General features: G+C 65.2%; 30 protein-coding genes and 1 tRNA gene. 16 read left to right on the top strand and 15 right to left on the bottom strand.

The features are described from left to right. Positions 1–73: 73 nt before the first annotated feature. Both QX041_RS07565 and QX041_RS07560 read left to right on the top strand, forming a co-directional pair. A complete protein-coding gene (locus QX041_RS07565; RefSeq protein ID WP_315712626.1) occupies positions 74–487 on the top strand; it encodes a response regulator in 414 nt (137 codons plus the stop codon). A gap of 95 nt (positions 488–582) precedes the next feature. Further along, complete coding sequence (locus tag QX041_RS07560) at positions 583–1,011, top strand: group II truncated hemoglobin (RefSeq protein ID WP_316164804.1); 429 nt, start codon at positions 583–585, stop codon at positions 1,009–1,011. 13 nt (positions 1,012–1,024) lie between these two features. On the opposite strand, the gene QX041_RS07555 is transcribed toward QX041_RS07560, so the two are convergent. The 5 genes from QX041_RS07555 to QX041_RS07535 all read right to left on the bottom strand — a co-directional run bounded on the left by QX041_RS07555 (position 1,025) and on the right by QX041_RS07535 (position 3,416). Then, positions 1,025–1,219, bottom strand: a complete 195-nt coding sequence (locus QX041_RS07555) for a hypothetical protein (protein ID WP_316164851.1) — start codon at positions 1,217–1,219, stop codon at positions 1,025–1,027. 47 nt (positions 1,220–1,266) lie between these two features. After that, positions 1,267–1,653: an NUDIX hydrolase gene (locus QX041_RS07550; RefSeq protein WP_315800053.1), complete on the bottom strand. Its 387-nt coding sequence runs from the start codon at positions 1,651–1,653 to the stop codon at positions 1,267–1,269. Positions 1,654–1,806: 153 nt separating this feature from the next. Continuing rightward, positions 1,807–2,709 (bottom strand): hypothetical protein, encoded by a 903-nt coding sequence (locus tag QX041_RS07545; protein WP_316164803.1) that lies wholly within the window; start codon positions 2,707–2,709, stop codon positions 1,807–1,809. A 279-nt stretch (positions 2,710–2,988) separates the two neighbouring features. Beyond that, positions 2,989–3,126, bottom strand: coding sequence for a hypothetical protein (locus QX041_RS07540; RefSeq protein ID WP_315826914.1), 138 nt, complete (start codon positions 3,124–3,126; stop codon positions 2,989–2,991). Between the two features lie 44 nt (positions 3,127–3,170). Further along, positions 3,171–3,416 (bottom strand): hypothetical protein, encoded by a 246-nt coding sequence (locus tag QX041_RS07535; RefSeq protein WP_315712050.1) that lies wholly within the window; start codon positions 3,414–3,416, stop codon positions 3,171–3,173. Between the two features lie 323 nt (positions 3,417–3,739). On the opposite strand from QX041_RS07535, the gene QX041_RS07530 reads away from it, so the two are divergent. Further along, positions 3,740–4,093: a DUF6481 family protein gene (locus tag QX041_RS07530; RefSeq protein WP_315712052.1), complete on the top strand. Its 354-nt coding sequence runs from the start codon at positions 3,740–3,742 to the stop codon at positions 4,091–4,093. 119 nt (positions 4,094–4,212) lie between these two features. On the opposite strand, the gene QX041_RS07525 is transcribed toward QX041_RS07530, so the two are convergent. Then, on the bottom strand, positions 4,213–4,452 hold the full coding sequence (locus QX041_RS07525; RefSeq protein ID WP_315826913.1) for a pentapeptide MXKDX repeat protein: 240 nt from the start codon (positions 4,450–4,452) through the stop codon (positions 4,213–4,215). A gap of 362 nt (positions 4,453–4,814) precedes the next feature. Here QX041_RS07525 and dctP point away from each other — a divergent pair, with 362 nt between their 5' ends. Genes dctP through QX041_RS07510 form a run of 3 tightly spaced genes read left to right on the top strand, consistent with a single transcriptional unit; the run spans position 4,815 to position 7,741 of the window. Next, positions 4,815–5,837 (top strand): TRAP transporter substrate-binding protein DctP, encoded by a 1,023-nt coding sequence (dctP, locus tag QX041_RS07520; protein WP_315826912.1) that lies wholly within the window; start codon positions 4,815–4,817, stop codon positions 5,835–5,837. A 3-nt stretch (positions 5,838–5,840) separates the two neighbouring features. Continuing rightward, on the top strand, positions 5,841–6,386 hold the full coding sequence (locus QX041_RS07515) for a TRAP transporter small permease (protein ID WP_315751628.1): 546 nt from the start codon (positions 5,841–5,843) through the stop codon (positions 6,384–6,386). After that, a complete protein-coding gene (locus tag QX041_RS07510) occupies positions 6,383–7,741 on the top strand; it encodes a TRAP transporter large permease (protein ID WP_315712058.1) in 1,359 nt (452 codons plus the stop codon). The genes QX041_RS07515 and QX041_RS07510 overlap by 4 nt, the downstream gene beginning before the upstream one ends. A 57-nt stretch (positions 7,742–7,798) precedes the next feature. Here the strand turns inward: QX041_RS07510 and QX041_RS07505 are convergent, their stop codons facing one another. The 3 genes from QX041_RS07505 to QX041_RS07495 are packed head-to-tail and all read right to left on the bottom strand — an operon-like array spanning position 7,799 to position 12,349. Further along, on the bottom strand, positions 7,799–8,713 hold the full coding sequence (locus QX041_RS07505) for a hydroxymethylglutaryl-CoA lyase (RefSeq protein ID WP_316164802.1): 915 nt from the start codon (positions 8,711–8,713) through the stop codon (positions 7,799–7,801). A 22-nt stretch (positions 8,714–8,735) separates the two neighbouring features. Further along, positions 8,736–10,739, bottom strand: coding sequence for an acetyl/propionyl/methylcrotonyl-CoA carboxylase subunit alpha (locus QX041_RS07500; protein ID WP_316164801.1), 2,004 nt, complete (start codon positions 10,737–10,739; stop codon positions 8,736–8,738). A gap of 2 nt (positions 10,740–10,741) precedes the next feature. After that, entirely contained in the window at positions 10,742–12,349 is a 1,608-nt protein-coding gene (locus tag QX041_RS07495; RefSeq protein ID WP_315712061.1) for a carboxyl transferase domain-containing protein, read from the bottom strand. Positions 12,350–12,677: 328 nt separating this feature from the next. Here QX041_RS07495 and QX041_RS07490 point away from each other — a divergent pair, with 328 nt between their 5' ends. Both QX041_RS07490 and QX041_RS07485 read left to right on the top strand, forming a co-directional pair. After that, positions 12,678–13,322, top strand: a complete 645-nt coding sequence (locus QX041_RS07490; protein ID WP_316164800.1) for a TetR/AcrR family transcriptional regulator — start codon at positions 12,678–12,680, stop codon at positions 13,320–13,322. 13 nt (positions 13,323–13,335) lie between these two features. Further along, positions 13,336–13,824, top strand: coding sequence for an Lrp/AsnC family transcriptional regulator (locus QX041_RS07485; RefSeq protein ID WP_315712629.1), 489 nt, complete (start codon positions 13,336–13,338; stop codon positions 13,822–13,824). 24 nt (positions 13,825–13,848) lie between these two features. On the opposite strand, the gene QX041_RS07480 is transcribed toward QX041_RS07485, so the two are convergent. Continuing rightward, complete coding sequence (locus tag QX041_RS07480) at positions 13,849–14,154, bottom strand: ETC complex I subunit (protein WP_315751632.1); 306 nt, start codon at positions 14,152–14,154, stop codon at positions 13,849–13,851. Positions 14,155–14,376: 222 nt separating this feature from the next. On the opposite strand from QX041_RS07480, the gene QX041_RS07475 reads away from it, so the two are divergent. From QX041_RS07475 to QX041_RS07455, 5 genes are all read left to right on the top strand, one after another. Next, a complete protein-coding gene (locus QX041_RS07475) occupies positions 14,377–15,519 on the top strand; it encodes an OpgC domain-containing protein (RefSeq protein WP_315712065.1) in 1,143 nt (380 codons plus the stop codon). A 172-nt stretch (positions 15,520–15,691) separates the two neighbouring features. Next, on the top strand, positions 15,692–16,096 hold the full coding sequence (locus QX041_RS07470; RefSeq protein WP_315712066.1) for a translational machinery protein: 405 nt from the start codon (positions 15,692–15,694) through the stop codon (positions 16,094–16,096). A gap of 42 nt (positions 16,097–16,138) precedes the next feature. Then, positions 16,139–17,218, top strand: a complete 1,080-nt coding sequence (locus QX041_RS07465) for an efflux RND transporter periplasmic adaptor subunit (RefSeq protein WP_315712067.1) — start codon at positions 16,139–16,141, stop codon at positions 17,216–17,218. Beyond that, the gene (locus QX041_RS07460; RefSeq protein WP_316164799.1) at positions 17,215–18,450 is read left to right on the top strand and encodes an ABC transporter permease; all 1,236 of its coding nucleotides are present in this window, start codon (positions 17,215–17,217) and stop codon (positions 18,448–18,450) included. Before QX041_RS07465 ends, QX041_RS07460 begins: the two co-directional genes overlap by 4 nt. Next, positions 18,447–19,139, top strand: a complete 693-nt coding sequence (locus QX041_RS07455; RefSeq protein WP_316164798.1) for an ABC transporter ATP-binding protein — start codon at positions 18,447–18,449, stop codon at positions 19,137–19,139. Before QX041_RS07460 ends, QX041_RS07455 begins: the two co-directional genes overlap by 4 nt. 320 nt (positions 19,140–19,459) lie before the next feature. Here QX041_RS07455 and QX041_RS07450 read toward each other — a convergent pair. The 3 genes from QX041_RS07450 to QX041_RS07440 form a co-directional block, all read right to left on the bottom strand. Next, a tRNA-Pro gene (locus QX041_RS07450) sits at positions 19,460–19,536 on the bottom strand. 162 nt (positions 19,537–19,698) lie between these two features. After that, entirely contained in the window at positions 19,699–20,352 is a 654-nt protein-coding gene (locus QX041_RS07445) for a cold-shock protein (RefSeq protein WP_315712071.1), read from the bottom strand. A 200-nt stretch (positions 20,353–20,552) separates the two neighbouring features. Beyond that, on the bottom strand, positions 20,553–21,314 hold the full coding sequence (locus QX041_RS07440; protein WP_315751637.1) for an SIR2 family NAD-dependent protein deacylase: 762 nt from the start codon (positions 21,312–21,314) through the stop codon (positions 20,553–20,555). Positions 21,315–21,664: 350 nt separating this feature from the next. Here QX041_RS07440 and QX041_RS07435 point away from each other — a divergent pair, with 350 nt between their 5' ends. After that, the gene (locus QX041_RS07435; protein WP_315712073.1) at positions 21,665–21,829 is read left to right on the top strand and encodes a hypothetical protein; all 165 of its coding nucleotides are present in this window, start codon (positions 21,665–21,667) and stop codon (positions 21,827–21,829) included. A gap of 62 nt (positions 21,830–21,891) precedes the next feature. Here QX041_RS07435 and QX041_RS07430 read toward each other — a convergent pair whose 3' ends face one another. Further along, the gene (locus QX041_RS07430; protein WP_315712074.1) at positions 21,892–22,182 is read right to left on the bottom strand and encodes a hypothetical protein; all 291 of its coding nucleotides are present in this window, start codon (positions 22,180–22,182) and stop codon (positions 21,892–21,894) included. A gap of 133 nt (positions 22,183–22,315) precedes the next feature. Between QX041_RS07430 and QX041_RS07425 the strand changes: the two genes are divergently transcribed. After that, positions 22,316–22,465 carry a hypothetical protein gene (locus QX041_RS07425; protein ID WP_315712075.1) on the top strand — a complete coding sequence of 50 codons (150 nt, stop codon included), beginning with the start codon at positions 22,316–22,318 and terminating at the stop codon, positions 22,463–22,465. Positions 22,466–22,933: 468 nt separating this feature from the next. Here QX041_RS07425 and QX041_RS07420 read toward each other — a convergent pair whose 3' ends face one another. Next, positions 22,934–23,236, bottom strand: a complete 303-nt coding sequence (locus tag QX041_RS07420) for an HU family DNA-binding protein (protein WP_172109121.1) — start codon at positions 23,234–23,236, stop codon at positions 22,934–22,936. A gap of 590 nt (positions 23,237–23,826) precedes the next feature. On the opposite strand from QX041_RS07420, the gene QX041_RS07415 reads away from it, so the two are divergent. Beyond that, entirely contained in the window at positions 23,827–24,279 is a 453-nt protein-coding gene (locus QX041_RS07415; RefSeq protein ID WP_316164797.1) for a VOC family protein, read from the top strand. Positions 24,280–24,477: the final 198 nt, after the last annotated feature.

Raw genomic sequence — 24,477 nt, 5'->3', positions numbered from 1 at the left:
ACGAGGAAATCAGAAACCCCCTCTTAAGTTCCGCGGGTCCATCTGTAGCCGACACACCAGCCGCGCGGGGACCATGCTGAACGAACTTCTCGTGATCGAAGATGCCGACGTTCATCTGTCGATCCTGCGCAAGATCGCCGTGCAGGCAGGCTTTGCGACGACCGGCGTGAACTCGGTCGACGGCGCGATGAGCGTGCTGCGCCGGCGAAATTTCGAATGCATCACGCTCGACCTGAATCTCGGCGAGCGCTCCGGCACCGAGGTGTTGCAGCTGTTGGCGGACATCAAATCCCGCACCCCGGTGCTGATCATCAGCGGCTCCGACGATCAGACCCGCGACGTCACGGTCCGCGCCGGCAAGATCCTCGGCCTGAATGTCTATCCGCCGTTCTCCAAGCCGGTCGACCTCGCTTTGCTCCGACAGACGCTGCGCCAGATCGCCGCCGACACCGACCGGCAGCGCCTCGTCAAAGCCAGCATCCGCTAGCCCGAACGCACGCTCGTTTTCCCGCTTGATCCAGATCAAGGCGCCATACCTCTGCCGCTTGTTGGCTGCAGAGGGGCGAGCGGAAATGAGATGCGATGACGGCAGCGAATTCGGCCAACGAAGCAGAAGCAGTTGTGAACGAGGCGACGCCCTATGAGCTCGTCGGCGGCGAAGCCGGCGTGCGCCGTCTGGCGGAGCGCTTTTACACCATCATGGACCAGGAGCCCGGCGCCAGCCGCATCCGTGCGATGCACGACGCCGATCTCGGTCCGATCAAGCAGTTGCTGTTCGAATTTCTCAGTGGATGGTTGGGCGGGCCAGCGCTTTATTTCGAGCGGGCCGAACATCGCTGCATCATGTCCGCGCACCGTCCGTATCCGATCGGCGACGCCGAGCGCGACGAGTGGATGACATGCATGCGCCGCGCGATGTTCGATTGCGACATCACCGGCGACATGTATGCGTTGCTGGATCAAGCGTTCCTGCGGATGGCGAACGCGTTCCGGAGCCGCAAGGCGAGCTGACAGGAACTCCCCGTCAGCCCGACTTGGTGGCGGCCTCCCGCGCCAGACGCTCGGCCCGGAGCCGCTCGCGGTTGGCGTAAAAGGCCCGCTGGGCCGCCTCGTGCTCGCGCATGGCTTGTTCGGCATCAGCCCTGCGGGTGGCGTCACGCGCCCGACGCTCTTCCGGCGTGAGGACGCGAGGCTGTCTGTCTGTGTTATCGTAAGGCATGGACAGATAACGCCCAGGCAGCCGGAATGTTCCCAGCACGCGACGGTTCAGTCCGGCTTTCGTGGAAACAGCTGGTCGCGGATGTAACGCGACGTCGGCGTCAGGCTGAGTCCGTAGGGCTTTTGCCACACCGCGCGGTCGATCTCCTTCTTGTCCCCGATCTCCAGGCGCCCTTTGGCATGCTTGGCGATGAAGATAGCGTCGCTCATCTTGCGACCCGAGCGCTTGTTCTTGGCGGTGACTTCCTTCCATAGCCGCAGCCGGCCGAGCTTGAGCTTGGGAAGCTCCTCCTTGATTTCGCGCTTCAGGCAGTCCTTCGCCGTCTCCTGCGCGCGTTTGCGGCCACCCGGAAACATCCAGCGCCCGTCGGCCCGGCGCCGGACCAGGAGAACCCTTCCGCCCTTGGCGGCAACCAGCTTGGACGCCTTGGTCATGGCCCCGGAGCTCTCACCTCTCGAACAACGAAGAACAATGAAGTGGAGTCTATCAAGATTCGCTCCAACTCCCGCTCCGGAGCTTTGCGGAGATTCGGCCAGAACCGCAGCGGCCAACCAAGCTCACCGCAGCGCTCCGACCGTCGGCAGCGCTCAGTAGCAGGAGCGCGGATCGACCGCGACATACTCTCCCGACGGATATCGATAGTAGCAATTGCCCTGCGACAGATAATAGCCTGGTCGCGCCGCAGCCGTAGCGCCGGCGATCGCGCCGGTGGCACCACCAAGCACGGCGCCCGCCGCGGCACCGCCCGCCTTGCCGGTGAGGATACCGCCGAGCACCCCGCCGATGATCGCGCCCCCGAGCGCGCTGGCGCCCGGATCGACTTCGGCCGGAGGCGGCGCCGGCTCGTAGGCAACCGGCGGGGGCGCCTCGTAGGCCGCCGACGGCGCATAGACCACATCGTCAGCATAGTCCTCCGACACGTAGGTCGGCGGCCCTTCCATGGGCTCGGGATAATAGTACCAGACGCCACCGACGTCCCACCACCAGCCCGGGCGGCCGTTGTGAACCTCGTGCCGCCATCGGCCACCCTCCCAGCCGACCCGGCCGCGATAAGACTGCCCGCCATAGTCGCGCACCGCGACCCGGCCTTGTGCATAACGCGCATCCGGTCCCCGCCCGGCCATCGCCGGACCAGGGCCCGCTGCGTAGCCCTGACCGGCTCCCGGCGGACGTCCCTGCTGCGCCACCGGCGCAGGCTGACGTCCCTGAGGGACAACGGCAGCCCGCGGCGGTGCGCCCGGCTGTGCTCCCTGCGGCTGGCCGGCCATGGGGCCGGCTTGCCGCGGGATCTGGACATGGGGCTGGCCGGCCGGTTGCCCACCCTGGGTCGGCGCTTGGCGAATGACACCCGGCGGGCGGGCCTGGGGCGAATGCCCGGGGCCAGGACCAGCCTGGTCCTGGGTTTGCGCCCAGGCTTGGGCGGGGATCACGACCGCGGTCAGGATTGCGATCGCGGGCAGCCACCGTGTGCTCTGGTTGGACAACGTCATTCTCCCCTACCCTTGATCGCCCGCCGTCTGCGCTGGTTGCCGCGCACGCGGGGTGTGATGCGGATTGATGATCCCGGATCGCCGGCTTCGGCGTGTATGGTCCGGACACACCATAGTTTGCGCGACAAACGGGTAAAATCCCGACGATTTTGCGGCCAAGTCAACCTGCTGCCGTCAACCTGCTGCCGTCAGGTTAACCGAGACGCCGGCTGATTCGCCGCTCCGATCATGCAAACTCGCTGGCGCGGCCTTGCCGATCCGGTACGGGCAGATCGGCGGTCACCGGTCGGGCACGATCACATTGCAGTTGGTTCGTCCCGACATCAGGCAATCCTGCATCCGGCTTGCGGAGGTCAGGCTGCGGGCCAGCCACAAGCCGAAGGCCACGACGAGCGCCGCGAACACGAGTGCCGCCACGGCGCCACGTCTATCCGGCCCCTGCGTACTCATCGCCGGTGCGCCTAGGCGGCACGCAGGCCAGCGGCCTCACCGTGCGGTTGCTGCTGCTGGCGCGATGCCGGCGAGATCGATTCGATCCGGGTACAGCTCGTCACCCAGAACAGCTGCCCGCATTCCCATTCGGAACCCAGCACACCGGCCGAAACGGGCCTCGGGCGGGCGAGGACCGCCGTCATCACGCATGCGCTGACCACGAGAGCGACGAGCGCGAGGCCGAGCGCCATGCGCCCGCGGCGAACAGAGGTCATGCCGGTCAACTCCGTTGGATGTCGCACCCGGGCGGTGCGCTGGTGCCCGCGAGGCGTGAAGCGACTCACGGCCGGCCGACCTGCGTCAGCGACGGGGATGGTTACATAGCCTCCGGCGAGCGCCATGCAAGCGCCAGGCAGGACGGATGTGGAGGAGCGGCGATAAAGCATTTGTCATCGACGCATGCGATCCTATACACACGGGCTCGCGTCGGCCTCCGCTCGTGTTCACGATCTCGTGGAAGAATTGCCTGGCGGCGCGTGCAGCCCCTGACCGACCACACCCTGATCGAACACCCAAATAGCGAAGTGACGACGTCTCCATGAGAGGATTCAAGGAACCTGGATTTGCCGATCGGCAGAAGGCCGCGCAGCAGGCCCGCCAGAGCATCGTGCAGAAGTTCAAATCGCAGCCGGGACCGGACGATCCCGAAGTCGTGAAGCGACGGCAGGAGCGCGAGGCCGCCGCCGCCCGCCGCGAGCAGCAGCGATTGGAGCGCGAGGCCGCCAAGGCTGAGCAGCAGCGTCTCGAGGAAGAGGCCAAGGCCGCCGAGAGTGCCCGGCTTGCGCGCGAGGCGGAAGAAGAAGCCGCCCGCTTGGCCGAGATGGAAGCCGAGCAGAAGGCGAAGCGTGATGCGCGCTACGCCGCGCGCAAGGCCCGTGGAAAGAAGAAGTAAGCGGCGACGTCGCCGCCACCAGACCTGCGCGTCGTCGCGTCCGGCATCGCGCGACTCCTCAATTCATCGGCGATGGGACTGATACGGTCGTCCCATCGCACGATGCCGTGCGAGACGAGCTAGTTCTTCTTCATCATGCCGTCGTCCTTCTTCATCCCGTCCTTGGACATGGCATCGTCCTTCTTCATGGCGTCTTTCGCCATCGAGTCCTTCTTCATGCCGTCGTGGGACATCGCGCCCTTTTTCATCCCATCGTCCTTGCTCATCTTGTCTTCCGCGAAGGCCGCCGGCGCGACGGCCACGTTGAACGCGAGGGCGGCAGCGGAGATACTGAGGATGAGGCGGCTACGATTGGTCATGATGATCGCTCCTTCGTATGACGGGGTTCGACGGCGACGGACGCGCCGTTCTTGGATATCGACGTTCCGATGAAGGCGATTGTTACGAGCGCGGGCGAGAATTTTGTTCGATCAAATTTGACTCGAATGCGTCCCGTTCCGGAATCGAGGACACAATTTTGCCCGGCAAGATCATGTTAGTACAACCGCGCAAGGGATTCACAGGCCGGTACGTGCGCCGCAGCAATATGTCGCTTCCCATGCATTTGGCCTCGAACGAACTGTCTAGTTCGGCTAGAGGTAAGCTCGACAGATTGGCTGGTATAAGTCACGCCAACGAACCGGGTCGGGAACCCAACCAGAAGTTGTTCAGGGGAAATCTCATGCTCACACGCCGTCATGTCATCGCATCCGCGCTCGCTGCGCCGGCCATGCTGCGTTTTGGAACCGGTACGGCCCACGCAGCAACGACGCTGAAGATCTCTCACCAGTTTCCCGGCGGCACCATTGACAAGGGCGATTTCCGCGACCGGCTCTGCCGGGTGTTCTCCGAGGAGGTTGCGAAGCGCTCCGGCGGCGAGATCGCGACCGAGATCTATCCCAACTCCTCGCTCATCAAGACCGTCGCGCAGTTCTCGGCCATGCGGAAGGGCGCGCTCGACATCAGCCTCTATCCGATGCCTTACGCCGGCGGCGAAGTGCCTGAGACCAACATCGCGCTGATGCCGGGTCTGGTCACGACCTACGACCAGGGCATGCGCTGGAAGAATGAGCCGGTCGGCAAGACGCTGAGCGATTTTCTGGCCGACAAGGGCATCATCCTGCTGACCTGGGTCTGGCAGGCGGGCGGCGTTGCAAGCCGATCGCGGCCGCTGGTGACGCCGGAGGACGCCAAGGGCATGAAGGTGCGCGGCGGCTCGCGCGAGATGGACATGGTGCTGCAGACCGCCGGCGCCTCGGTGCTGTCGGTGCCATCGAACGAAATCTACACCGCGATGCAGACCGGCGCCTGCGATGCCGGCATCACCTCGTCGACCAGCCTGATCTCGTTCCGCCTGGAGGAAGTGTCGAAGGCCCTGACCTCCGGCGCCAAGGCGTCGTACTGGTTCATGCTCGAGCCGCTGATGATGTCCAAGGCCTCGTTCGACAAGCTGCCGAAGAACCAGCAGGACATCCTCCTCGCGGTCGGCGCGGAGATGGAGGCGTTCGGGCGCAAGGGCGCGCAGGACGACGACATCGAAGTTGCCAAGGTCTACGAAAAGGCGGGCGCGAAGGTTGTGGAGCTCGATGTCGAGACCGTCAACAAATGGCGCGACATTGCCCGTGACACGGCCTGGAAGGACTATGGCGGCAAGTCTGCGAACTGCGCCAAGCTCCTCAAGCTCGCTTCCGACGTCGCGGCCTGATTGATGCACGCGCCCGTTATCGATACCGAGGCCACGACAGCCATCGGCGCCAGCGGTCCGCTGGCGCCGCTCCAGCGTGTTGTCTCGCTGCTCAATCGCATCATCGTGGTTCTGGCCGCGTTCGCACTGGTCGCGGCCTGCCTCATCCTGAGCTACAGCGTGGCGGGCCGTGCACTGTTCAAGGCCGCCAACTACTGGCAGGACGAAGCCGCCGTGTTCTTGCTCGTCGGCGCCACCTTCATGACTGCGGCCTATGTGCAGGAGCATCGCGGCCACGTCAGCATCGAAGCCTTCGTTGGGCTGATGTCGCCGCTCGCCAACAAGATCAGGCTCTGGCTGGTCGACGTCGCGAGCTTTTTGTTTTGTGCCTTCTTTACTTGGAAATCCTGGACCCTGACACATGAGGCCTGGGTCGATGGTCAGGTCTCGAATTCGATGTGGTCGCCGCCGCTGGCGATTCCTTACGGCCTGATGGCCGCCGGGATGACCCTGCTGTGCCTGCAGATGCTGCTGCAGATCGTGGCTCCGCTGACCGGAGCGCGTCGATGAGCGTGTTCGGAATTGGGGTTGCCTACGGACTCTCGACCCTGTTTGCGATGTTCGCGGGCATGCCGATCGCGTTCGCGCTCGGCGCCGTGGCCGTCGTGTTCATGGCCATCTACATGCCTGCCGCGTCGCTCGATACGGTCACGCAGAACGTCTACGAGGAAATGGCGTCGATCACGCTGCTGTCGATCCCGCTGTTCATCCTCAAGGGCGCGGCGATCGGCCGCTCCCGCGCAGGCCAGGACCTCTACTCGGCGCTGCATGCGTGGCTGCATCGCGTGCCCGGCGGATTGGGCGTCGCCAACGTGTTCGCCTGCGCGCTGTTCGCGGCGATGGCGGGGTCATCCCCCGCGACCTGCTCGGCGATCGGCTCGGCCGGAATTCCCGAGATGCGCAAGCGCGGCTATTCCGGCGGCTTCGCCGCCGGCATCATCGCGGCCGGCGGCACGCTCGGCATTCTGCTGCCGCCCTCGATTACGATGATCCTGTTCGCGATCGCAGCGGAGAAATCGCTGGGACGGCTGTTCCTGGCCGGTATCGGCCCCGGGCTGCTGCTGGTGACCCTGTTCGGCGTCTATTCGGTGGTGCGCTTCCGGCAGGAATATGCGCGCGCGAAAGCCGTCTATGAGAAATCGGGCGCGTGGTCGGACATCCTGACCAAGGACGATTTTACGATGGCGCAGCGCTTCTCCGTGCTGCCACGCGTGATTCCGTTCGTGCTGCTGCTGACCGGCGTCATGGTCGCGCTCTATGGCGGCCTCGCCACGCCATCGGAAACAGCCGGTCTCGGTGGCATCCTCGCGCTCGTGCTGATCGCGATCATCTACCGCGTCTGGAGCCCGGCCGATCTCGCGCCCATCATGAAGGCGACGCTGCGCGAATCGACCATGCTGATGCTGATCATCGGCATGTCGCTGCTGTACTCCTACGTGATGAGCTACCTGCACATCTCGCAGTCGGTGGCGGAGTCCATCGTGGCGATGCACCTGCCGCGCTGGGAACTGTTGTTCGCGATCCTGCTGATGGTGGTCGTGCTCGGCTTCTTCCTGCCGCCGGTATCGATCATCCTGATGACTGCCCCGATCATCCTGCCGCCTCTGCGGGCAGCAAACTTCGACATCATCTGGTTCGGCGTGGTGATGACGATCGTGATGGAGATGGGCCTGATTCACCCGCCGGTGGGTCTGAACATCTTCGTCATCAGGAACGTCGCGCCGGACATCCCGCTGCGCGAGGTGATCTGGGGCACGCTGCCGTTCGTCCTGCTGATGATGGCCGCCGTGCTGCTGCTCTGCTTCGTGCCGCAGATCTCGACGGCGCTGCCGGATCTCGTGATGGGGCCGGATCTGAGCCGCTGACGCGGCCCGTGAATGGCGAATAGGGAGTAGCGAATAGGGATCTAGCGAGTGGGCCCCCTATTCGCTACTCGCTATTCGCCTGATCTTCGCGTTCAGCGCCGCTGCAACACGGCTGACGGGTGGCCGACCGAGCAGCCGGCTCATGTCGTTGGTGGCGGCCAGCAGTTTCGTCATGTCGACGCCGGTGCGGATGCCCATGCCTTCGAGCATGTAGACGACGTCCTCGGTCGCGACGTTGCCAGTCGCGCCCGGCGCGAACGGGCAGCCGCCGAGGCCGCCGGCCGCGGCATCGATGACGCGGACGCCCTCCTCCATGCCCGCATAGAGATTGGCCAGCGCCTGGCCGTAGGTGTCGTGGAAATGCATCGCCAGATGCGTCACCGGCACGTCGTCGCAGACGGCGCGCAGCATCTGCTTTGCCTTGAGCGGCGTCCCGACACCGATCGTGTCACCCAGCGAGACCTCGTAGCAGCCCAGATCCCACAGCGCCTTGGCCACGCCGGCTACGGCCTGCGGCTTGATCTCGCCCTCATACGGGCAGCCCAGCGCGCAGGAGACGTAGCCCCGCACCCTGATGCCGTCGGTCCTGGCGTGGGCGATCACCGGCTTGAAGCGCTCCAGCGACTCCGCGATCGAACAGTTGATGTTGGCGCGGGAGAAGCTCTCGGAGGCCGCAGTGAACACGGAAATCACCCTGGCGCCGGCGGCGCGCGCGGCCTCATAGCCCTTCACGTTGGGCACCAGCACATGGAATTCGCCGGGCAGCGCAGCCACGCTGCGCATGACCTCGTCCGAGCCCACCATCTGCGGGATCGCCTTGGGCGAGACGAAGGCGCCGACCTCGACCGTGGTCAGGCCCGCCGCGACCAGCGCGCGGACGAAGGCGATGCGATCGGCGACGCTGATCGACATCTTCTCGTTCTGCAGGCCGTCCCGCGGGCCCATTTCGATGATGCGCACGCTCTCGCTCATGCCGACCTCTTCGGTTCGAGGATCAGGCGGACGGTTCGAGGTCCGCCAGTTCGACGCCTTCCTGCACGATGTCGCCGACCTTGCACTTGATCGCCTTGAGCCGGCCTGCGAACGGCGCCCGCAGGGTCTGCTCCATCTTCATGACTTCGAGCGTCAGGATCGCCGCACCCTTCTCCAGGACGGCGCCTTCCTGCGCAAGCAGCGCCACGACGGTCCCTGGCAACGGTGCCACGATCTTGTCCTCGCCGGCCTGCTCCTCGTCGTCACCGCCGAACGGATCGATCCAATGCAGATCGAAACGGCCGTTGCGGGTCCGCAGGTACAGCTCATGGCCCTCGATGACGGCCACCACATGGGATTTGACGCCGTCGCACACAAGGTCGAAGCCGCCGTCATCAGTCGGAAGTGCCGAGAACGAGGTCTCACGACCCTCGATCGACAGGCGCTGCACGCTGGGACCATAGGCCAGCGTGGCGGTCCGCGGTTCATTCGCCGCGCTTTGGCGGAACGAGAACACGCGCTGCCGCAGCCCCACCGGCATCCAACCGGATGCGCGCCACGGCGAGCCTTGCTCCTTGGCCGCGGTCTGCTCGCCGATGAGAATGGCCGCGACGGCGGCACTGAGCTCGAGGTCGCCGGCCACCGCCCCCGACGGGGTCAGATGTGTCAGATGGCGCTCGATGAAACCGGTGTCGATCGCGTTGGCCACGACGTCGGGATGCGTTAGCAGCGACGACAGGAACGGGATGTTGCTGACGATGCCTCGGACGTCGGTGTCCTCAAGGCCGCGGTTGAGCCGCTCGATCGCGACCTCGCGGGTCGGCGCCCAGGCGATCATCTTGGCGAGCATCGCGTCGTAATAGGGCGAGACCACATCCCTCTCGCGATAGCCGGCATCGATGCGCAGGCCGCCGGTTTCAGCGGGAAACCGCCAGGTCTTGATCGTGCCGACCGAGGGCATGAAATTCTTGGCGGGATTCTCCGCGTAGACGCGTGCCTCGATGGCATGGCCATGCAAGCGGATCTGGTCCTGCGTCAGCGGCAGCGCGTCGCCGAAGGCGACGCGCAACTGCCATTCGACGAGATCGACGCCGGTGATCAACTCGGTGACGGGATGCTCGACCTGCAGGCGCGTGTTCATCTCTATGAAGAACACGTCGCGGCCGTCGGAGACGAACTCGATGGTGCCCGCCCCGACATAGTTGACCGCGCCGGCCGCGCGACGCGCCGCGGCGCAGACCGTCTCCCGCTGCTCCGGCGTCAGCGTCGGCGACGGCGCCTCCTCGATCACCTTCTGGTGCCGACGCTGCAAGGTGCATTCGCGCTCGAACAGCGACACCAGATTGCCGTGGCTGTCGCCGATGATCTGCACCTCGATGTGGCGCGGGTTCTGGACGAATTTCTCGATCAGCACACGGTCGTCGCCAAACGCCGCCTTGGCCTCGCGCTTGGCGCTGGTGACGGCATCAGCGAGATCGCCGGCTGCATTGACCACGCGCATGCCGCGGCCGCCGCCACCGGCGGAGGCCTTGATCAGAACGGGAAAGCCGATCCGCGCGGCTTCATTGGCGAGCGTCGCCTCGTCCTGCGCCTCGCCGTGATAGCCGGGCACCAGCGGCACGCCGGCCTGCTCCATCAGGAATTTGGAGCCGGACTTGGAACCCATCGCGGTGATCATCGCGGCCGTCGGCCCGACGAACACCAGGCCCGCGTCGAGACAGGTCTGCGCGAATTCGGCGCTCTCGGACAGGAAGCCATAGCCGGGATGAATCGCCTCGGCGCCTGTCTGCCTCGCAGCCTCGATCAAGCGCTCGATGTTGAGATAGGAATCGCGGGCGCGTGCGGGGCCGAGCAGCACCGCCTCGTCGGCGAGCGCGACATGCAGCGCGTTTCGATCCGCCTCGGAGTAGACCGCGACGGTCTTCAATCCCATCGCGCGTGCCGTGCGGATGACGCGCACGGCGATCTCGCCGCGGTTGGCGATCAGGAGCTTGCGGAAACGACGATACAATCCGGGACGAGCCATGATCACATCCTGAACAGGCCGAATTTGGTCGGCTCGACCGGGGCATTGGCGGCGGCAGACAATCCGAGCCCGAGCACGAGGCGGGTATCGGCGGGATCGATCACGCCGTCGTCCCACAGCCGCGCCGTCGCATAGTAGGGATTGCCCTGGGCCTCGTATTGCGCACGGATGGGGCTGCGGAATTTCTCTTCCTCTTCCGCAGGCCAGCTCTCGCCCTTGGCCTCGATGCCGTCGCGGCGGACCTGGCTTAGCACCATCGCGGCCTGCTCGCCGCCCATCACCGAGATGCGCGCGTTCGGCCACATCCAGAGGAAACGCGGCGCATAGGCGCGGCCGCACATGCCGTAATTGCCGGCGCCGTAAGAGCCGCCGATCACCACGGTGAACTTGGGAACCGACGCGGTCGCGACCGCAGTCACCAGCTTGGCGCCGTCGCGGGCGATGCCGCCGGCCTCGTATTTCTTGCCGACCATGAAGCCGGTGATGTTCTGCAGGAACACCAGCGGAATGTTGCGCTGGCAGCACAGTTCGATGAAATGCGCCCCCTTCAGCGAGCTCTCGCTGAACAGGATGCCGTTGTTGGCGATGATGCCGACCGGATGGCCCCAGATGTGGGCGAAGCCGCACACCAGCGTCTGGCCGTAGAGCTTCTTGAACTCGTCGAACTCCGAGCCGTCGACCACCCGCGCGATGATGTCGCGCACGTCGAACGGCTTGCGGCCGTCGACCGGCACGACGCCGTAGATCTCTTCCGCCGCATAGCGCGGCTCGCGCACCTCGCGCATGTTCAGCGCGCTGCGCGCGCCCGGCGGCTTCAAGGTGCCGACGATGCGACGCGCGATGCCGATCGCATGGGCGTCGTTCTGTGCGTAGTGATCGGTGACGCCCGACTGGCGTGAATGCACGTCGGCGCCGCCCAGCTCCTCGGCGGTGACGACCTCGCCGGTCGCCGCCTTTACCAGCGGCGGGCCGCCAAGAAAAATCGTGCCCTGATTGCGCACGATGATGCTCTCGTCCGACATCGCCGGCACATAGGCGCCGCCGGCGGTGCACGAGCCCATCACGATCGCGATCTGCGGGATGCCTTGCGCCGACATCTGCGCCTGATTGTAGAAGATGCGGCCGAAATGCCGCTCGTCCGGGAAGATCTCGTCCTGCAGCGGCAGGAACGCGCCCCCGGAATCGACCATGTAGACGCAGGGAAGGTTGTTCTGCCGCGCGATGTCCTGGGCGCGCAGGTGCTTCTTCACCGTCATCGGGTAGTAGGTGCCGCCCTTGATGGTGGCGTCGTTGGCGACGACGACGCATTCGCGGCCGGCAATGCGGCCGATGCCGGTGACGATGCTCGCCGAATGGACGTCGCCGCCATAGAGCCCGTGCGCGGCCAATGGCGACAGCTCCAGGAACGCCGTTCCAGGGTCGAGCAGCAGGTCCACACGCTGACGCGCCAGCATCTTGCCGCGCGACAGGTGCCGCTTGCGCGAGGCCTCGCCGCCGCCCTCGGCGACCTGCCCCAGCTTCGTCCTGAGGTCGGCGACCAGCGCGCGCATGGCGTCGGCATTGCGGGCGAAATCGGAGGACGATGGATCGATCGTGGAGTGAAGCGTCATGACCGGCGTCTTCGTTGCGAGGCTGGAGGGGGAAGCCGTGGGAGCACGCGTCAGAGCGGTCGCGGCCGTTCAGGCCGCTGAGAGCCCGGGTGTACCATCTTTGCCCGCATGCTGTCCTCCCTGCCCGTCGGCGGCCCGGTCTGCGGCCATCCGTCCTTGTCGAATTAAACGATCATACGTTTTTAAATCCTATTCTCAAGCGGATTGTTGTAGGGTCCGGGGCGAGCAGCATTTGCTTGAGACCACGGAATTTTCAGACTTCACTACGGGACCCCCTACCGTGGCGGATCCGCCGCGATCGGCACCGGGATGGTCCAGCGAGGACGAGATGGCGCGCACGATCGGGTCACATGGTCCGACGACGATGGAGGCGATCCGCAAGGCCGGCCTGCGGCTGATCTTCCAGCACGGCTATGAGGCCATGAGCCTCCGCCAGCTCGCCGCCGAGGTCGGCATCCAGCCAGGCTCGCTCTACAATCACATCAGCACCAAGCAGGAGCTGCTGGCGGTGCTGATCCAGGACCACATCAACAATCTCCTGCGCGAGCTCGACCAAGCGCTGCGCGACACCCATGGCCCCGTCGAACGCCTGCGGGCGTTCGTCGCCTTCCACGTCAGCTATCACATGACCCGGAAGCGCGAGGTCTTCATCGCCAATTCGGAGCTGCGCAGCCTCGATCCCCGCAACTATGAGGCGGTGGTGGCGCTGCGCGGCGCCTATGAGCGCCGGCTGGCCGACATCCTCGGCGACGGTGTGGCGCAAGGCGTGTTCGACGTCGACGACATCCAGGTCGCGACCTTTGCCATCATCGCGCTCCTGACCGGGCTGTGCAGCTGGTACCGTCCTGGCGGCCGGCTCACCAGGGAGGCGATCATCGCGGCCCACGAGAAACTCGTGCTCTCGGGCGTCATGCCCCGCACCGCCGGGCCTGATCAGGCCGGCGGTGGCCGGCCTGATCACCCGACCGGCTGAACGGGCCGCGCCGATGGCTGGCAGCCCGGAGCTTGACGCGATCGATCGCAGGATCCTGGCGGAGCTCCAGGCCGATGGCCGGATCCGCATCAACGAGCTCGCCGACCGGGTGGGGATCTCGCATCCGAACTGCCTGCGCCGGGTGCGGACGCTGCGCAGCAGCGGCGTGATCAAGTCCATCCGCGCCAGCATCGATGAACGGTCGCTGGGCTATGAGGTGGTCGCGTTCGTGTCGATTCAGCTCGACAGCCAGCACCAGACGGCGCTGGAATCGTTCGAGGCCGCGATCGTGACGTTGCCCTGGGTCCAGCAATGCTGGCGGCTGTCGGGAGATGCGGATTTTCTGCTGAAATGCGTGTCGACCGGGGTCGAAGGCATGAGCCGCCAGCTCCGCCAGTTCGCCGCCCTGCCCGGCGTCCGGGCCATCAGGAGCTTCCCGGTGCTCGGCCTGTCCAAGGACGCTCCACTGCCCATCCCCGGCGGGCCGCCTCAAACGGGTTGAACGGATGACGGCCGGGCCGGCCCCTCAATGCGTCCAAGGCTCGCCACGGCGGAACGAGAAATTGTCGGCATAGGCGATCTGCCGCTTCACCGGCTCCTTCGGCTCGATCACCTGATAGGGAATGCCCTTGCGCTCGCAATAGGCGATCGCCTCGTCCTTGGTGTCGAAGCGCAAGGTGACCTGCTGCTTCATGTCCGAGGAGGACGTCCAGCCCATCAGCGGCTCGACCGAACGCGGCTGCTCCGGCTCATAATCCAACTGCCAGTCCCGGGTCTTGGCCTTGCCCGATTGCATCGCGTTCTTGGCGGGCTTGAAAATGCGTGCGGTCATGGCTGGAAGAGCCCCTGGAAGCTGCGTCGTCATGCGTTTGGCGGAAACGGCCGGGATGGGGTACAGGCAAGCGTCGGCACGGAACGGTGATTCCCATCCTGGACATGACCGTCTATCGTGCCCCGTATAGTCATTCTGCCGTCCCGTGACAATCTCGGTCGACTGCCACGGCGCCTCTGCTCCCCGAACGCTTTCCATTCAAAACAGTGCGTTGAAGCGGCCATGAAAATCAATGCCACGCTGCCCGAGCGCGGGCGCGACCTGCGGCTCGACCTGTTCCGCGGAATCGCCAACTGGGCGATCTTTCTCGATCACATCCCGGACAACGTGGTGAACTGGATCACCACGCGGAATTACGGCTTCAGCGACGCCGCCGACCTGTTCGTGTTCATCTCCGGCTATACCGCCTCGTTCGTCTATGCGCGCATGATGATCGACCGCGGCTTCATCGTCGGCGCCACCCGGCTGTTCAAGCGGGTGTGGCAGCTCTACGTCGCCCACATCGTGCTGTTCGTGATTTATATCGTGGCCATCAGCTATCTGGCGACGCGGTTCGGCGTCTCCGAGATCATCGACGAGTTCAACGTCGCAGGCCTCGTCGACCACGCCAGCGATACGCTGGCCCAGGGACTGATCCTGAAATTCAAGCCGGTCAATCTCGACGTGCTGCCGCTCTACATCGTGCTGATGGGCTTCTTCCCGCCGGTGCTGTGGATGATGCTGCGCCAGCCCGACCTGACCATGATCGCCTCGATCGTGCTCTGGCTCGTGGCGCGACAGATGGGCTGGAATTTCGCGGCCTATCCGGCGGGCACCTGGTACTTCAATCCGTATTGCTGGCAGGTGCTGTTCGTGTTCGGCTCCTGGTGCGCGCTCGGCGGCGCCCGCCGCTCGATGGGCATCATCATGGCGCCGGCCACGCTGTATTTCTGCATCGCCTATATGGTGCTCGCCTTGGTCATGACGATGGCCGGCCGCTTCCCCGAGCTCGGATCGATGTTTCCGAACTGGCTGTATTCGGCCTTCAATCCCAACGACAAGACCAATCTCGCGCCGTACCGCTTCCTGCATTTCGTGGTGATCGTCATTTTGGTCATCCGGTTCGTGCCGAAGGAATGGCCGGGCCTGGAGTGGAAGGCGTTCGATCCCCTCATCGTCTGCGGCCAACAGTCGCTGGCGGTGTTCTGCGTCGGCGTGTTCCTGTCCTTCATCGGCCACTTCACCCTGATGCTGAGCTCAGGTTCGCTGCTGGCGCAGATCCTCGTCAGCGCGGCGGGCATCGCGATCATGACCACCGTGGCCTACTACATCTCCTGGTCGAAGCGGCAGGACAAGCCGCTGCCGAAGCCGCCTGCGCCGAAGTAAACCCCGCACATCATGGGCGCGGGGGCGGTCCCGCGTCCGTTGACCTGCATCAAGCCGGCCACGATCGGGCTCGCTAAGGTTTGCTTCACAACGGGTGCCGCCTTCCGCGGCGCGCGTTCCATGGCGAACGCGCAAGGCCGCCACGCGGCGATTTGCTGACAAGGACCAGAATATGCCGACCCATTTCCATGCCGTCGTGTGGCTCGATCACAGCGAGGCCAAGGTGTTCCATATCGGACTGACCGGTGCCGACGAGCTGACGCTGCATCCACACCTGCAGACCAAGCACCTGCACCACAAGGCCAACGAGATCGGCAGCGGCCACGCGGCGCCCGACAAGAATTTCCTCGAGGAGGTCGCGCACGCGCTCGATGACGCCGGCGAGATCCTGATCATCGGCCCGGCCGGCGCCAAGACCGAGCTTGCCAAGTACCTGCACGAGAAGCATCCTGCGGTCGGAAAGCGCATCGTCGGCGTCGAAGCTGCCGATCACCCGACCGATCGCCAGATCGTCGCCTATGCCAAACAGCACTTCAAGATGGCTCCGCCCCGCGTGGCGACGGGCACTGCCGGCTAAGTATAGCCTTTCTCCCGTCGCAGGGTCCGTTCGATCATGGACATGCTGACGCCGGACCGATCCAACGCCATTGCTGCCCCGCCGGCCGTCGATCGCGGCCGGCGTCGTTTTCCGTGGCGCGGCCTGCTCTCGATCATCCTGCTGTTCGGCGCGCTGGCTGGGCTTGCCGCATGGTGGCTGCGTGGACCGCTGATCGCGACCGCCCGCATCACCCGCGGCACGGCGGCCGAGATCGTGTATGCGACCGGCGCGGTGGAGCCGGAGACGTGGTCGCGGAGCACGCCCCTGGTCCGCGGCCGCATCGTCGAGCGCTGCCGCTGCGAAGGCAAGCTGGTCAAGGCCGGCGACGTGCTGGCGCGGCTCGACGACAAGGAGGCGCTGGCCACCTTGAACGATCTGCGCGCACAGGAGGAATTCCAGCGCCTCGAATTCGAGCGGCAGACGCAGCTACTGGCACGCGGCGCGGCCACCTCGCAAGCGTACCAGCGCTCCGAAAGCGATCTCGCCCGCATCCGCGCCCAGATCGCGGCCCAGACCCAGCGCCTCGACTACTTCAAGCTGGTGGCGCCGATGGACGGCGTCGTCCTCAAGGAGGACGGCGAGGTCGGCGACATGGTCGATCCCGGCACCATCCTCTACCGCGTCGGCCTGGAGAAGCCGCTCTGGGTCGTCGCCGACGTCAACGAGGAGGACATCCCCCGTGTCCAGGTCGGGCAGAAGGCGCTGCTACGCGCCGATGCGTTCGGCAACCAGGCCCTGCCCGGGACGGTGAAGCAGATCACGCCGGCGGGTGATCCCGTGGCCAAGACGTTCCGAGTGCGGATCGGCTTGCCCGACAACACGCCGCTGCGCGTCGGCATGAGCGTCGAGGCCAACATCGTCAGCCGCGAGACGGGCGACACGCTGCTCGCGCCGGCCAATGCCGTCGTCAACAACAGCCTCATGGTGATCGATGGCGGCCGTGTGCACCGGCGCGCGGTGCGGATCGGCATCCGCGGCTCCGCGGCGGTCGAGATCCTCGACGGCGCCCGCGAGGGCGAGCTGGTCGCGGCGCCGGCGACGGCCGACATCAAGGACGGCGAGCGGATTCGCGTGATCGAGCCCGAGACGTCCGTGCCATGAGCCTCGTCCTGACCATCGCCTGGACCCATGTGCGCCATCGCGCCCGCCAGACGCTGGTCGCGATCGCCGGCGTGATGACCGGCGTGGCGTTTTCGGTGATGATGGCGGCAATGATGGAGGGCTCCCAGGACGACTTCATCCGCACGCTGGTCGACGCGCTGCCGCACATTTCGATCACCGACGAGCTGCGCCAGCCGACCCGCCAGCCGGCCGACCAGGTCTATGCGGCGGCCGAATATCATCGATTGACCCCGAATGTCCGCCGCCCCGGCATCAAGAACCCGATGGCCACCATCGCCTCGCTGCAGGGCTGGGTGCCGGGCGCGCTGACGGCGTCGGTGCAGTCCAAGGCCGTGCTGCGCTTCGCCGGCCGCAACCTGACGGTCGCAATCATCGGCATCGATCCGCGCACTGAAGGCCAAGTCTCGACGCTGGCGAGCCACATGCGGCAGGGCAATCTCAATTCGCTGTACCGGTCCTCGCACGCGATCCTGCTCGGCGACCGGCTCGCGGCCAAGATCGGCGCGCGGGTGAACTCCAACATCACGCTCGCCTCGGCCCAGGGCATCAGCATGAACGCGACCGTCGTCGGCATCTTCCATTCCGGCTTCCGCGGCACCGACGAGACCACCGGCTACGTGCTGCTGCGCACCGCGCAGATCCTGGAGCGCCAGACCGGGATCATCAACGAGATCCGCGTCCGCACCAACGATCCGATGCAGGCGCGCCTGATCAGCGAGCGCATCGGCGAGCAGACCGGCTACAAGGCGGTCTCTTGGCAGGAGGCGCAGGAGGACCTGCTGGCGGCGATCACGCTGCGCAACGTGCTGATGTACACCATCGTCGGCGCCATCCTGCTGGTCGCGAGCTTCGGCACCTACAACATCATCTCGACCATCACCCACGAGAAGACCCGCGACATCGCCATCCTCAAGTCGCTCGGCTTCCGCGACCGCACGGTCCGCACCATCTTCATCGTCGAGGCGCTGTTCATCGGCCTGACCGGTGCCGCCCTAGGCTGGGCGCTCGGCTACCTGCTTACCCGCGGGCTGGCCTCGCTCGAGTTCAAGACGCCGTTCTCCGACTACAATCATCTGCCCGTGCTGTATTCGCTGAAGCACTATCTGCTGGCCGGCGCGGTCGCGCTGATCTCCAGCGCGGTCGCCGGCTACTTTCCGGCCCGCGCCGCGGCGCGGTTGCATCCGGTCGACATCATCCGGGGGGCGACGTGAGCCCGCCCCTGATCGAGGCGCGGCAAGTGACGAAGGTGCTGCCTGGCGAGGTGCCGGTGACGCTGGTCGCCAACATCGATCTCGTAATCCATCCGCGCGAGCTCATCGCCATCACCGGACCGTCGGGCTCGGGCAAATCCTCCCTGCTCTACCTGCTTGGCCTGCTCGACCTGCCGAGCCAGGGCGACGTGCTGATCGACGGCCGCTCGACGACCGGCATGAGCGAGGATGAGCGCGCCGAGGTGCGACTGTCGCGGCTCGGCTTCGTCTTCCAGTTTCATTTCCTGCTGCCGGAATTCTCGATCACCGAGAACGTCGCGCTGCCGATGCGCGCGCTGGCACGGCTGTCGCCGCGCGCCATCACCCAGCGTGCCGAGGAGCTGCTGGAGTCGCTTGGGCTGGCCGAGCATCTGCGCAAGACGCCGGACAAATTGTCGGGCGGCCAGCGCCAGCGCGTGGCGGTGGCGCGCGCGCTCGCCAACGATCCGCCGGTGATCCTCGCCGACGAGCCGACCGGCAGCCTCGACACCGCCGCGACCGCGCAGGTGTTCGGCATCCTGCGCGATCTGGTCACGCTGCGCGGCAAGACTGTCGTCGCGGTCACGCACGACCTCAACCTCGCCGCTCAGATGCAACGGCGCGTGCACATCATCGACGGCCGGCTGGCGCCGGACGAGTTGGCGCGCTGATCCGCCCGCCGCGACCTCGGCACGGTGGACGCGCGAACCGCCTCCTGCGCCTGATTTGATTTAGCGCAAAGACGCGAGATTTCGATTCAGAGGATGCTGACGACCAGCGGATGTTCCTTCCCCGGATTCACCCGCACACTTCGGATGCTCCCGGGTTTTGCCGCTGCGGGAGCATCCGAATTTTTTATCGGCCCAGCCGCGCTCGCTCGTGCCGATTGACGGCTGGCGGCCTAGCCGAAATCCTTCTCGCTATCGTGAGCGTCGAGCCGGAGTTCGCACCAGCAATTGGCCTCACCCGGGAAGCCGCGCCGCTGCGGAGATGGTCGGGGCAGCTGGATTCGAACCAACGACCTGCAGTACCCAAAACTGCCGCGCTACCAGGCTGCGCTATACCCCGATGGTCTCGAAGGACGATTGTCCTCGAGGACCCGTCACTACACGGTCGCGGCCTCCGCAGCAAGACTGCAGCCCGTCCGTGAAGATGGAGCCGGCATGAAAAACGGCCCCAGGAAACGCCGTTCCGGGGCCGTCAAATGCGGTGGTCGCAGCAAGCATTCGCTCAGTGCGAGGACAATGCCGGCGAGCCCGTCTCGGGGTGGATCTCGGCCGCCATCATGCCCTTGGAGCCGGGCCCGTAGCGGACCAGCACCCATTGGCCGGGGCGCAGCTCGGTCATGCCGTAGCGGCGCAGGGTCTCCATGTGGACGAAGATGTCCGGGCTCCCTTCCCCGCAGGTCACGAAGCCGAAGCCGCGCAGCCGGTTGAACCACTTGACCTGGGCTCGCTCCAGCCCGCTGGTCGGCGTGACCGTCACATGGGTGCGCGGCGGCAGCATCTGCGCCGGATGGATCGCCGTCGACTCGTCCATTGAGACGATGCGGAAGGCCTGGTAGCCCTTGGAGCGCTGCACGCACTCCACCACCAGGCGAGCACCTTCATAGGCGGTCTGGTAGCCGTCGCGCCTGAGCACCGTGACGTGCAGCAGCACGTCCGGCCAGCCATTGTCGGGAACGATGAAACCGTATCCCTTGGAGGCGTCGAACCATTTGATGACACCGCTGATTTCGACGAGGTTCTCGCCAAGACCGGTCATCGCATCGATTGCCGAGTCGCGCGCGACGCCGGTTTGATATTCCGCCCCGAGCCGGGTTGGTGTCGATACACCAACGACCGGCACCCCAAGCTTCTTGGACTCAAATCCGTCCGACCCCATAACCCCGGACCTCACATATGAATTGTGAGCCGCCACCCCTGCAACGGCGCCCTCATACACGTGCTCACCACCTATACCCACGATGAGTCACGCGAATCTCTCGAATCAAAGATAACATTCCCTCGTGCCGCGCATAGATAAAAATCGGTTTCAGTGAGGCATATGAACAGAGATGCCGACAAAAATGCATCAATTTCCGTTCAATTACGGACGAACGATCCGAGTACTTCGCCGATGTCGTGGTGGATAACGAGGTCTGCAACGTCGTCCTGATCGGTCGGTTCCCGGTTGATGATCACGAGTTGCGCGCCAGCCCGCTTTGCCATCAATGGAAAGCCCGCGGCCGGCCACACAACCAGCGATGAGCCGATCGCGACGAACAGATCGCAGTGCTGCGCGAGTTCGCTGGCACGCTGCATTTCATGCTCGGGCATCGACTGACCAAAGGATACCGTCGCGGTCTTCACCGGCTCCGCGCATTCGGGGCAATCCGGCGCGGCACCGTCGGCCTCGAAGCGCTCGCGCACCCAGTTGAGCTCATAGCGCTGCCCGCATCCGATGCATCGCGCGTAGGTGGTGTTGCCGTGCAGCTCGATGACGTGATCCGGGGCGAAACCGGAGTCCTGGTGCAGGTTGTCGATGTTCTGAGTGATGACGGCCGGAATTTTCCCCGCACGGTAGAGCGACGAAAGCGCCAGGTGGCCGCGGCCGGGCCGCGCCGCGGCAAACGTCTCCTGCATCGCGAAGCGCCGCCGCCAAGCCTCGTCCCGCGCCTCCTGGCTGGCGACGAATTCGTCGAAATGGATCGGCCGGTTGCGCGTCCATAGACCGCCGGGAGAACGGAAATCCGGAATGCCCGTCTCGGTCGATATTCCAGCACCGGTGAAGGGGACGATCACCCGCGCCGCAGCGATCATGTCTCCCAGGCGGTTCACCCCGTCGTGCAGATCGGATGCAATCATCAGCGGCGGCCCCGAAGCATGAAACCTCGCATCATCATTGTCCTCCCTTCATAGCACGGCAAGCTGGCCCCCGCCTCTGGGCGTCGTTGCGCCACTCCGCATCCACCGGAACCGGTCGTGAACGACGCAACTGCAAGCAAAGCGAGTCAGATTGTTTCGTGTCTACCGGAAGACGTTGGCGTTGCTCGCCTTCCGTCCCCAGCAAAACGCGCGAGCCGCCTGCAGCCGGGGCCGACCGTCCGCAATCACGCCCCAATCGGACATCCACATCGCGCCAGCGATTCGCCAGGAAGTTTGTCACGCGTCTCAGGGCGAGGCTCGCCGGATAGCGACCGGAGCAGAGAGGATCCGTGAGGCAGAACGAGACGCAGGACGACCGCCGCGCGAAGGAGCGCGCCGACATCACCGCAAGGATTGCACGGTTCAAGTCGACCCAGGAGAAGTTCGCGCGCGAACGCGAGGAATATGCCCGCTTGGCGTGGAAGAAGGCGCAGCGCGGCGAGGCCGCGGAATAGCAGGGATGAAAGAAGAGCCCGGAGGCTTTCGCCATCCGGGCTCTCCTTGTCACGACTGGCGCTTACCAGTGATGACGCCAGTGGTGGTAGCGATGATAGTACGGTCCGCCGTAATAGGCATACGGCCCGGGCGCGTAGACGTAACGCGGGCCGTAGTCGTAGTAATCGTAGCCGTAGCCCGGACCATAGTAATACGGGTGCGAGGCCGCGATCGCGCCGGCAGTCAACGCTCCCGCCGCGAGGCCGAATGCGAGACCCGGGCCGATGCCGCGCGCCTGTGCCGGCGCGGGTGCCGCCAGCGCGGTGATGGCGACGGCGCCCGCGGTCGCCAGAACAGCCAATGTCTTTCTCATGATCGAATGTCCTCCAATTCCCATGCGTCCAAACAACGCAGATGCGGGGGAGTTGGTTGCAGCCCGGCTCACCGCCGCGCGCGTTGGAACCGTGACCGTCGCCACACGTTCACCGCCATGAGGGAAATCCCCGATGGCATCCTGGCTGGAACTTCTGTTCAACATCATCGGCTATGGCGGATTCGTCGTGCTTGCGTCCTGTCATCCCAGGACCGAGGCGGCCGGTGCGGCGCCTGAAATAGCTGCGGACGACGGAGCGGATCTGACCGGCGAGCGCCGCTGAAGCCGAGCTTTGCGGGCGAGCGCCGGGCCTTCATCCACAGCGGATCCAACGCTTATCCACAGCTCCTCGGCTGGGCTCTTCGGATCGCGGATCAACGGCTTGCTGCGCCGTATCCACCGGCTTCTCCCCAGCGCGCGCGACGGCGCTCCCGCGCAGGCCGGAGGGCGTACGGGCCGGTCAATCTTCCCGCAAAGACCTTTGAACCTTCCTGCCCCTCCCCGAGACACATCAGTACTGGGGATTTCAGGGCCCAGTTTCGAGGGTGGCGCCACGCGACGAAGATATTCCGTCGCGCTGGCGCTGCTGTCGTTTTTCGGGCCCCCGCGGTGCCAACCTTCGCGGTCCGGGGACGCCGGCGCTTCGGCGACCGCAACACTCAGCCGCGCTGCAACCACACAGCCCGCAACGAAAAAGGCCTCCTTTTCAGGAGGCCTTTGACGTGATCACGACCGTGACTGACGGTTCAGATCAGGCAACCGCGTCCTTGGCGGCCTTGACCGGGCGGGCGCGCACGATCTTGCGGGCCGGCTTGGCCTTGAACATCATCTCTTCGCCGGTGAAGGGGTTGGTGCCCTTGCGCGCCTTCACGGCGGGCTTCTTGACGACGACGAACTTGGCGAAGCCCGGCACCAGGAACACGCCGTTCTTCTTCAGCTCCTTGTGGCCGACGTCGGTGAGCGTCTCCATGACGTTCTTGACGTCGCGCTTGGACAGCTCGGTCGAGGTCGCAATCTTCTCGATCAGTTGCGACTTGGAAAGTTGGGTAGCCATCGTATCTCCTTGTGATTGATACCGGTGAATGACGTGACGACTGCGCGGCTATCAGCGCATTGCTGCGCAGACTGGTCGGGGCTTTCTGGCTGCATTGCACAGCCGGGACTTCAGTCGTCTAGTGGCGTATCACCCCGCGATTTTCGGGATTCTCCTGCATTTCAAGGGGCCCCGAAGCACCCACAGCGGCGCCAAAATTCCAACGGAGCGCGCAGAAGTCAAGCTGCGATGGCGATCGAACGGAGCAAGCGATTCATTTTCCCCTATATTTCCAGGCATTTTCGACGGTCCTGCGTGATTTTGGCCGCACATTGCAGGGGAAACATGCTGAAATCCCTGCATGCGGTCGCATCGCGCTCGTTCATCCATGCCGCGAATCACTGCCAAAACAGCGATTCGCTGGCATACGGAGGGGCTCTCGCAACACCGCGCAGCCCCGTCGAATGCGTCGTCGCGCGCACCGCACATCCGAGCGAGCCGGCACCGCCGCAGCATCAGGCTCGATACACGGGCGGGCGAATTGCTGCTATGGATCGGCGTCCGCAGGCGGCCGTTGACCATCCGCTTCGAGTTCAGGGAGAGAAGACACGATGCGTTATCTCCACACCATGCTGCGCGTGCGCAATCTCGGCGCCGCGCTCAAATTCTATTCCGATGCGCTCGGCCTCAAGGAGGTGCGCCGGATCGACGACGACAAGGGTCGCTTCACACTGGTGTTTCTCTGCGCACCCGAAGATGAATACCTGCTGAAGAGCCTGCCGCCGACGCGTGGCGCCCCGCTGGTCGAGCTCACCTACAATTGGGACGAGGAGAGCTATGGCGAGGACCGCTTCTTCGGCCATCTCGCCTATGAGGTCGACGACATCTACGCCACCTGCGACCGGCTGATGAAGCTCGGCATCACCATCAACCGACCGCCGCGCGACGGCAACATGGCTTTCATCCGCTCGCCCGACCTGCACTCGATCGAGCTGTTGCAGAAGGGCGAGCCGAAGGCGCCGGCCGAGCCCTGGCTGTCGATGCCGAACACCGGACATTGGTGAGTCATTCGCCTTCATGATCCAGCCGGAACATCGTGGCCACCCTCGCGTTGTCGCTCCGATTGATGGAGAGGATACGAGGAGGCCGAGATGGGTCGAGGACTTCTATTGTGGTTGTTGGGCGTGCCGATTCCGGTGATCATTCTGCTCTGGCTGTTCTTCGGCCACTGATCGCCGCGAACGATGCGTTCGTCGGAAAAG

Origin of the sequence: Bradyrhizobium sp. SZCCHNRI2009 (assembly GCF_032485115.1) — a bacterium.
Taxonomy (GTDB): Bacteria; Pseudomonadota; Alphaproteobacteria; order Rhizobiales; family Xanthobacteraceae; genus Bradyrhizobium.
This window is presented reverse-complemented; position numbering and strand designations above follow the sequence as displayed.

Bases quoted from the DNA above. Each gene is read 5' to 3' on its own strand.
- QX041_RS07565 (WP_315712626.1), top strand. From the start codon at position 74: ATGCTGAACGAACTTCTCGTGATCGAAGATGCCGACGTTCATCTGTCG.
- QX041_RS07560 (WP_316164804.1), top strand. From the start codon at position 583: ATGACGGCAGCGAATTCGGCCAACGAAGCAGAAGCAGTTGTGAACGAG.
- QX041_RS07555 (WP_316164851.1), bottom strand. From the start codon at position 1,219: ATGCCTTACGATAACACAGACAGACAGCCTCGCGTCCTCACGCCGGAA.
- QX041_RS07550 (WP_315800053.1), bottom strand. From the start codon at position 1,653: ATGACCAAGGCGTCCAAGCTGGTTGCCGCCAAGGGCGGAAGGGTTCTC.
- QX041_RS07545 (WP_316164803.1), bottom strand. From the start codon at position 2,709: ATGACGTTGTCCAACCAGAGCACACGGTGGCTGCCCGCGATCGCAATC.
- QX041_RS07535 (WP_315712050.1), bottom strand. From the start codon at position 3,416: ATGACCTCTGTTCGCCGCGGGCGCATGGCGCTCGGCCTCGCGCTCGTC.
- QX041_RS07530 (WP_315712052.1), top strand. From the start codon at position 3,740: ATGAGAGGATTCAAGGAACCTGGATTTGCCGATCGGCAGAAGGCCGCG.
- QX041_RS07525 (WP_315826913.1), bottom strand. From the start codon at position 4,452: ATGACCAATCGTAGCCGCCTCATCCTCAGTATCTCCGCTGCCGCCCTC.
- dctP (WP_315826912.1), top strand. From the start codon at position 4,815: ATGCTCACACGCCGTCATGTCATCGCATCCGCGCTCGCTGCGCCGGCC.
- QX041_RS07515 (WP_315751628.1), top strand. From the start codon at position 5,841: ATGCACGCGCCCGTTATCGATACCGAGGCCACGACAGCCATCGGCGCC.
- QX041_RS07510 (WP_315712058.1), top strand. From the start codon at position 6,383: ATGAGCGTGTTCGGAATTGGGGTTGCCTACGGACTCTCGACCCTGTTT.
- QX041_RS07505 (WP_316164802.1), bottom strand. From the start codon at position 8,713: ATGAGCGAGAGCGTGCGCATCATCGAAATGGGCCCGCGGGACGGCCTG.
- QX041_RS07500 (WP_316164801.1), bottom strand. From the start codon at position 10,739: ATGGCTCGTCCCGGATTGTATCGTCGTTTCCGCAAGCTCCTGATCGCC.
- QX041_RS07495 (WP_315712061.1), bottom strand. From the start codon at position 12,349: ATGACGCTTCACTCCACGATCGATCCATCGTCCTCCGATTTCGCCCGC.
- QX041_RS07490 (WP_316164800.1), top strand. From the start codon at position 12,678: ATGGCGCGCACGATCGGGTCACATGGTCCGACGACGATGGAGGCGATC.
- QX041_RS07485 (WP_315712629.1), top strand. From the start codon at position 13,336: ATGGCTGGCAGCCCGGAGCTTGACGCGATCGATCGCAGGATCCTGGCG.
- QX041_RS07480 (WP_315751632.1), bottom strand. From the start codon at position 14,154: ATGACCGCACGCATTTTCAAGCCCGCCAAGAACGCGATGCAATCGGGC.
- QX041_RS07475 (WP_315712065.1), top strand. From the start codon at position 14,377: ATGAAAATCAATGCCACGCTGCCCGAGCGCGGGCGCGACCTGCGGCTC.
- QX041_RS07470 (WP_315712066.1), top strand. From the start codon at position 15,692: ATGCCGACCCATTTCCATGCCGTCGTGTGGCTCGATCACAGCGAGGCC.
- QX041_RS07465 (WP_315712067.1), top strand. From the start codon at position 16,139: ATGCTGACGCCGGACCGATCCAACGCCATTGCTGCCCCGCCGGCCGTC.
- QX041_RS07460 (WP_316164799.1), top strand. From the start codon at position 17,215: ATGAGCCTCGTCCTGACCATCGCCTGGACCCATGTGCGCCATCGCGCC.
- QX041_RS07445 (WP_315712071.1), bottom strand. From the start codon at position 20,352: ATGGGGTCGGACGGATTTGAGTCCAAGAAGCTTGGGGTGCCGGTCGTT.
- QX041_RS07440 (WP_315751637.1), bottom strand. From the start codon at position 21,314: ATGATTGCATCCGATCTGCACGACGGGGTGAACCGCCTGGGAGACATG.
- QX041_RS07430 (WP_315712074.1), bottom strand. From the start codon at position 22,182: ATGAGAAAGACATTGGCTGTTCTGGCGACCGCGGGCGCCGTCGCCATC.
- QX041_RS07425 (WP_315712075.1), top strand. From the start codon at position 22,316: ATGGCATCCTGGCTGGAACTTCTGTTCAACATCATCGGCTATGGCGGA.
- QX041_RS07420 (WP_172109121.1), bottom strand. From the start codon at position 23,236: ATGGCTACCCAACTTTCCAAGTCGCAACTGATCGAGAAGATTGCGACC.
- QX041_RS07415 (WP_316164797.1), top strand. From the start codon at position 23,827: ATGCGTTATCTCCACACCATGCTGCGCGTGCGCAATCTCGGCGCCGCG.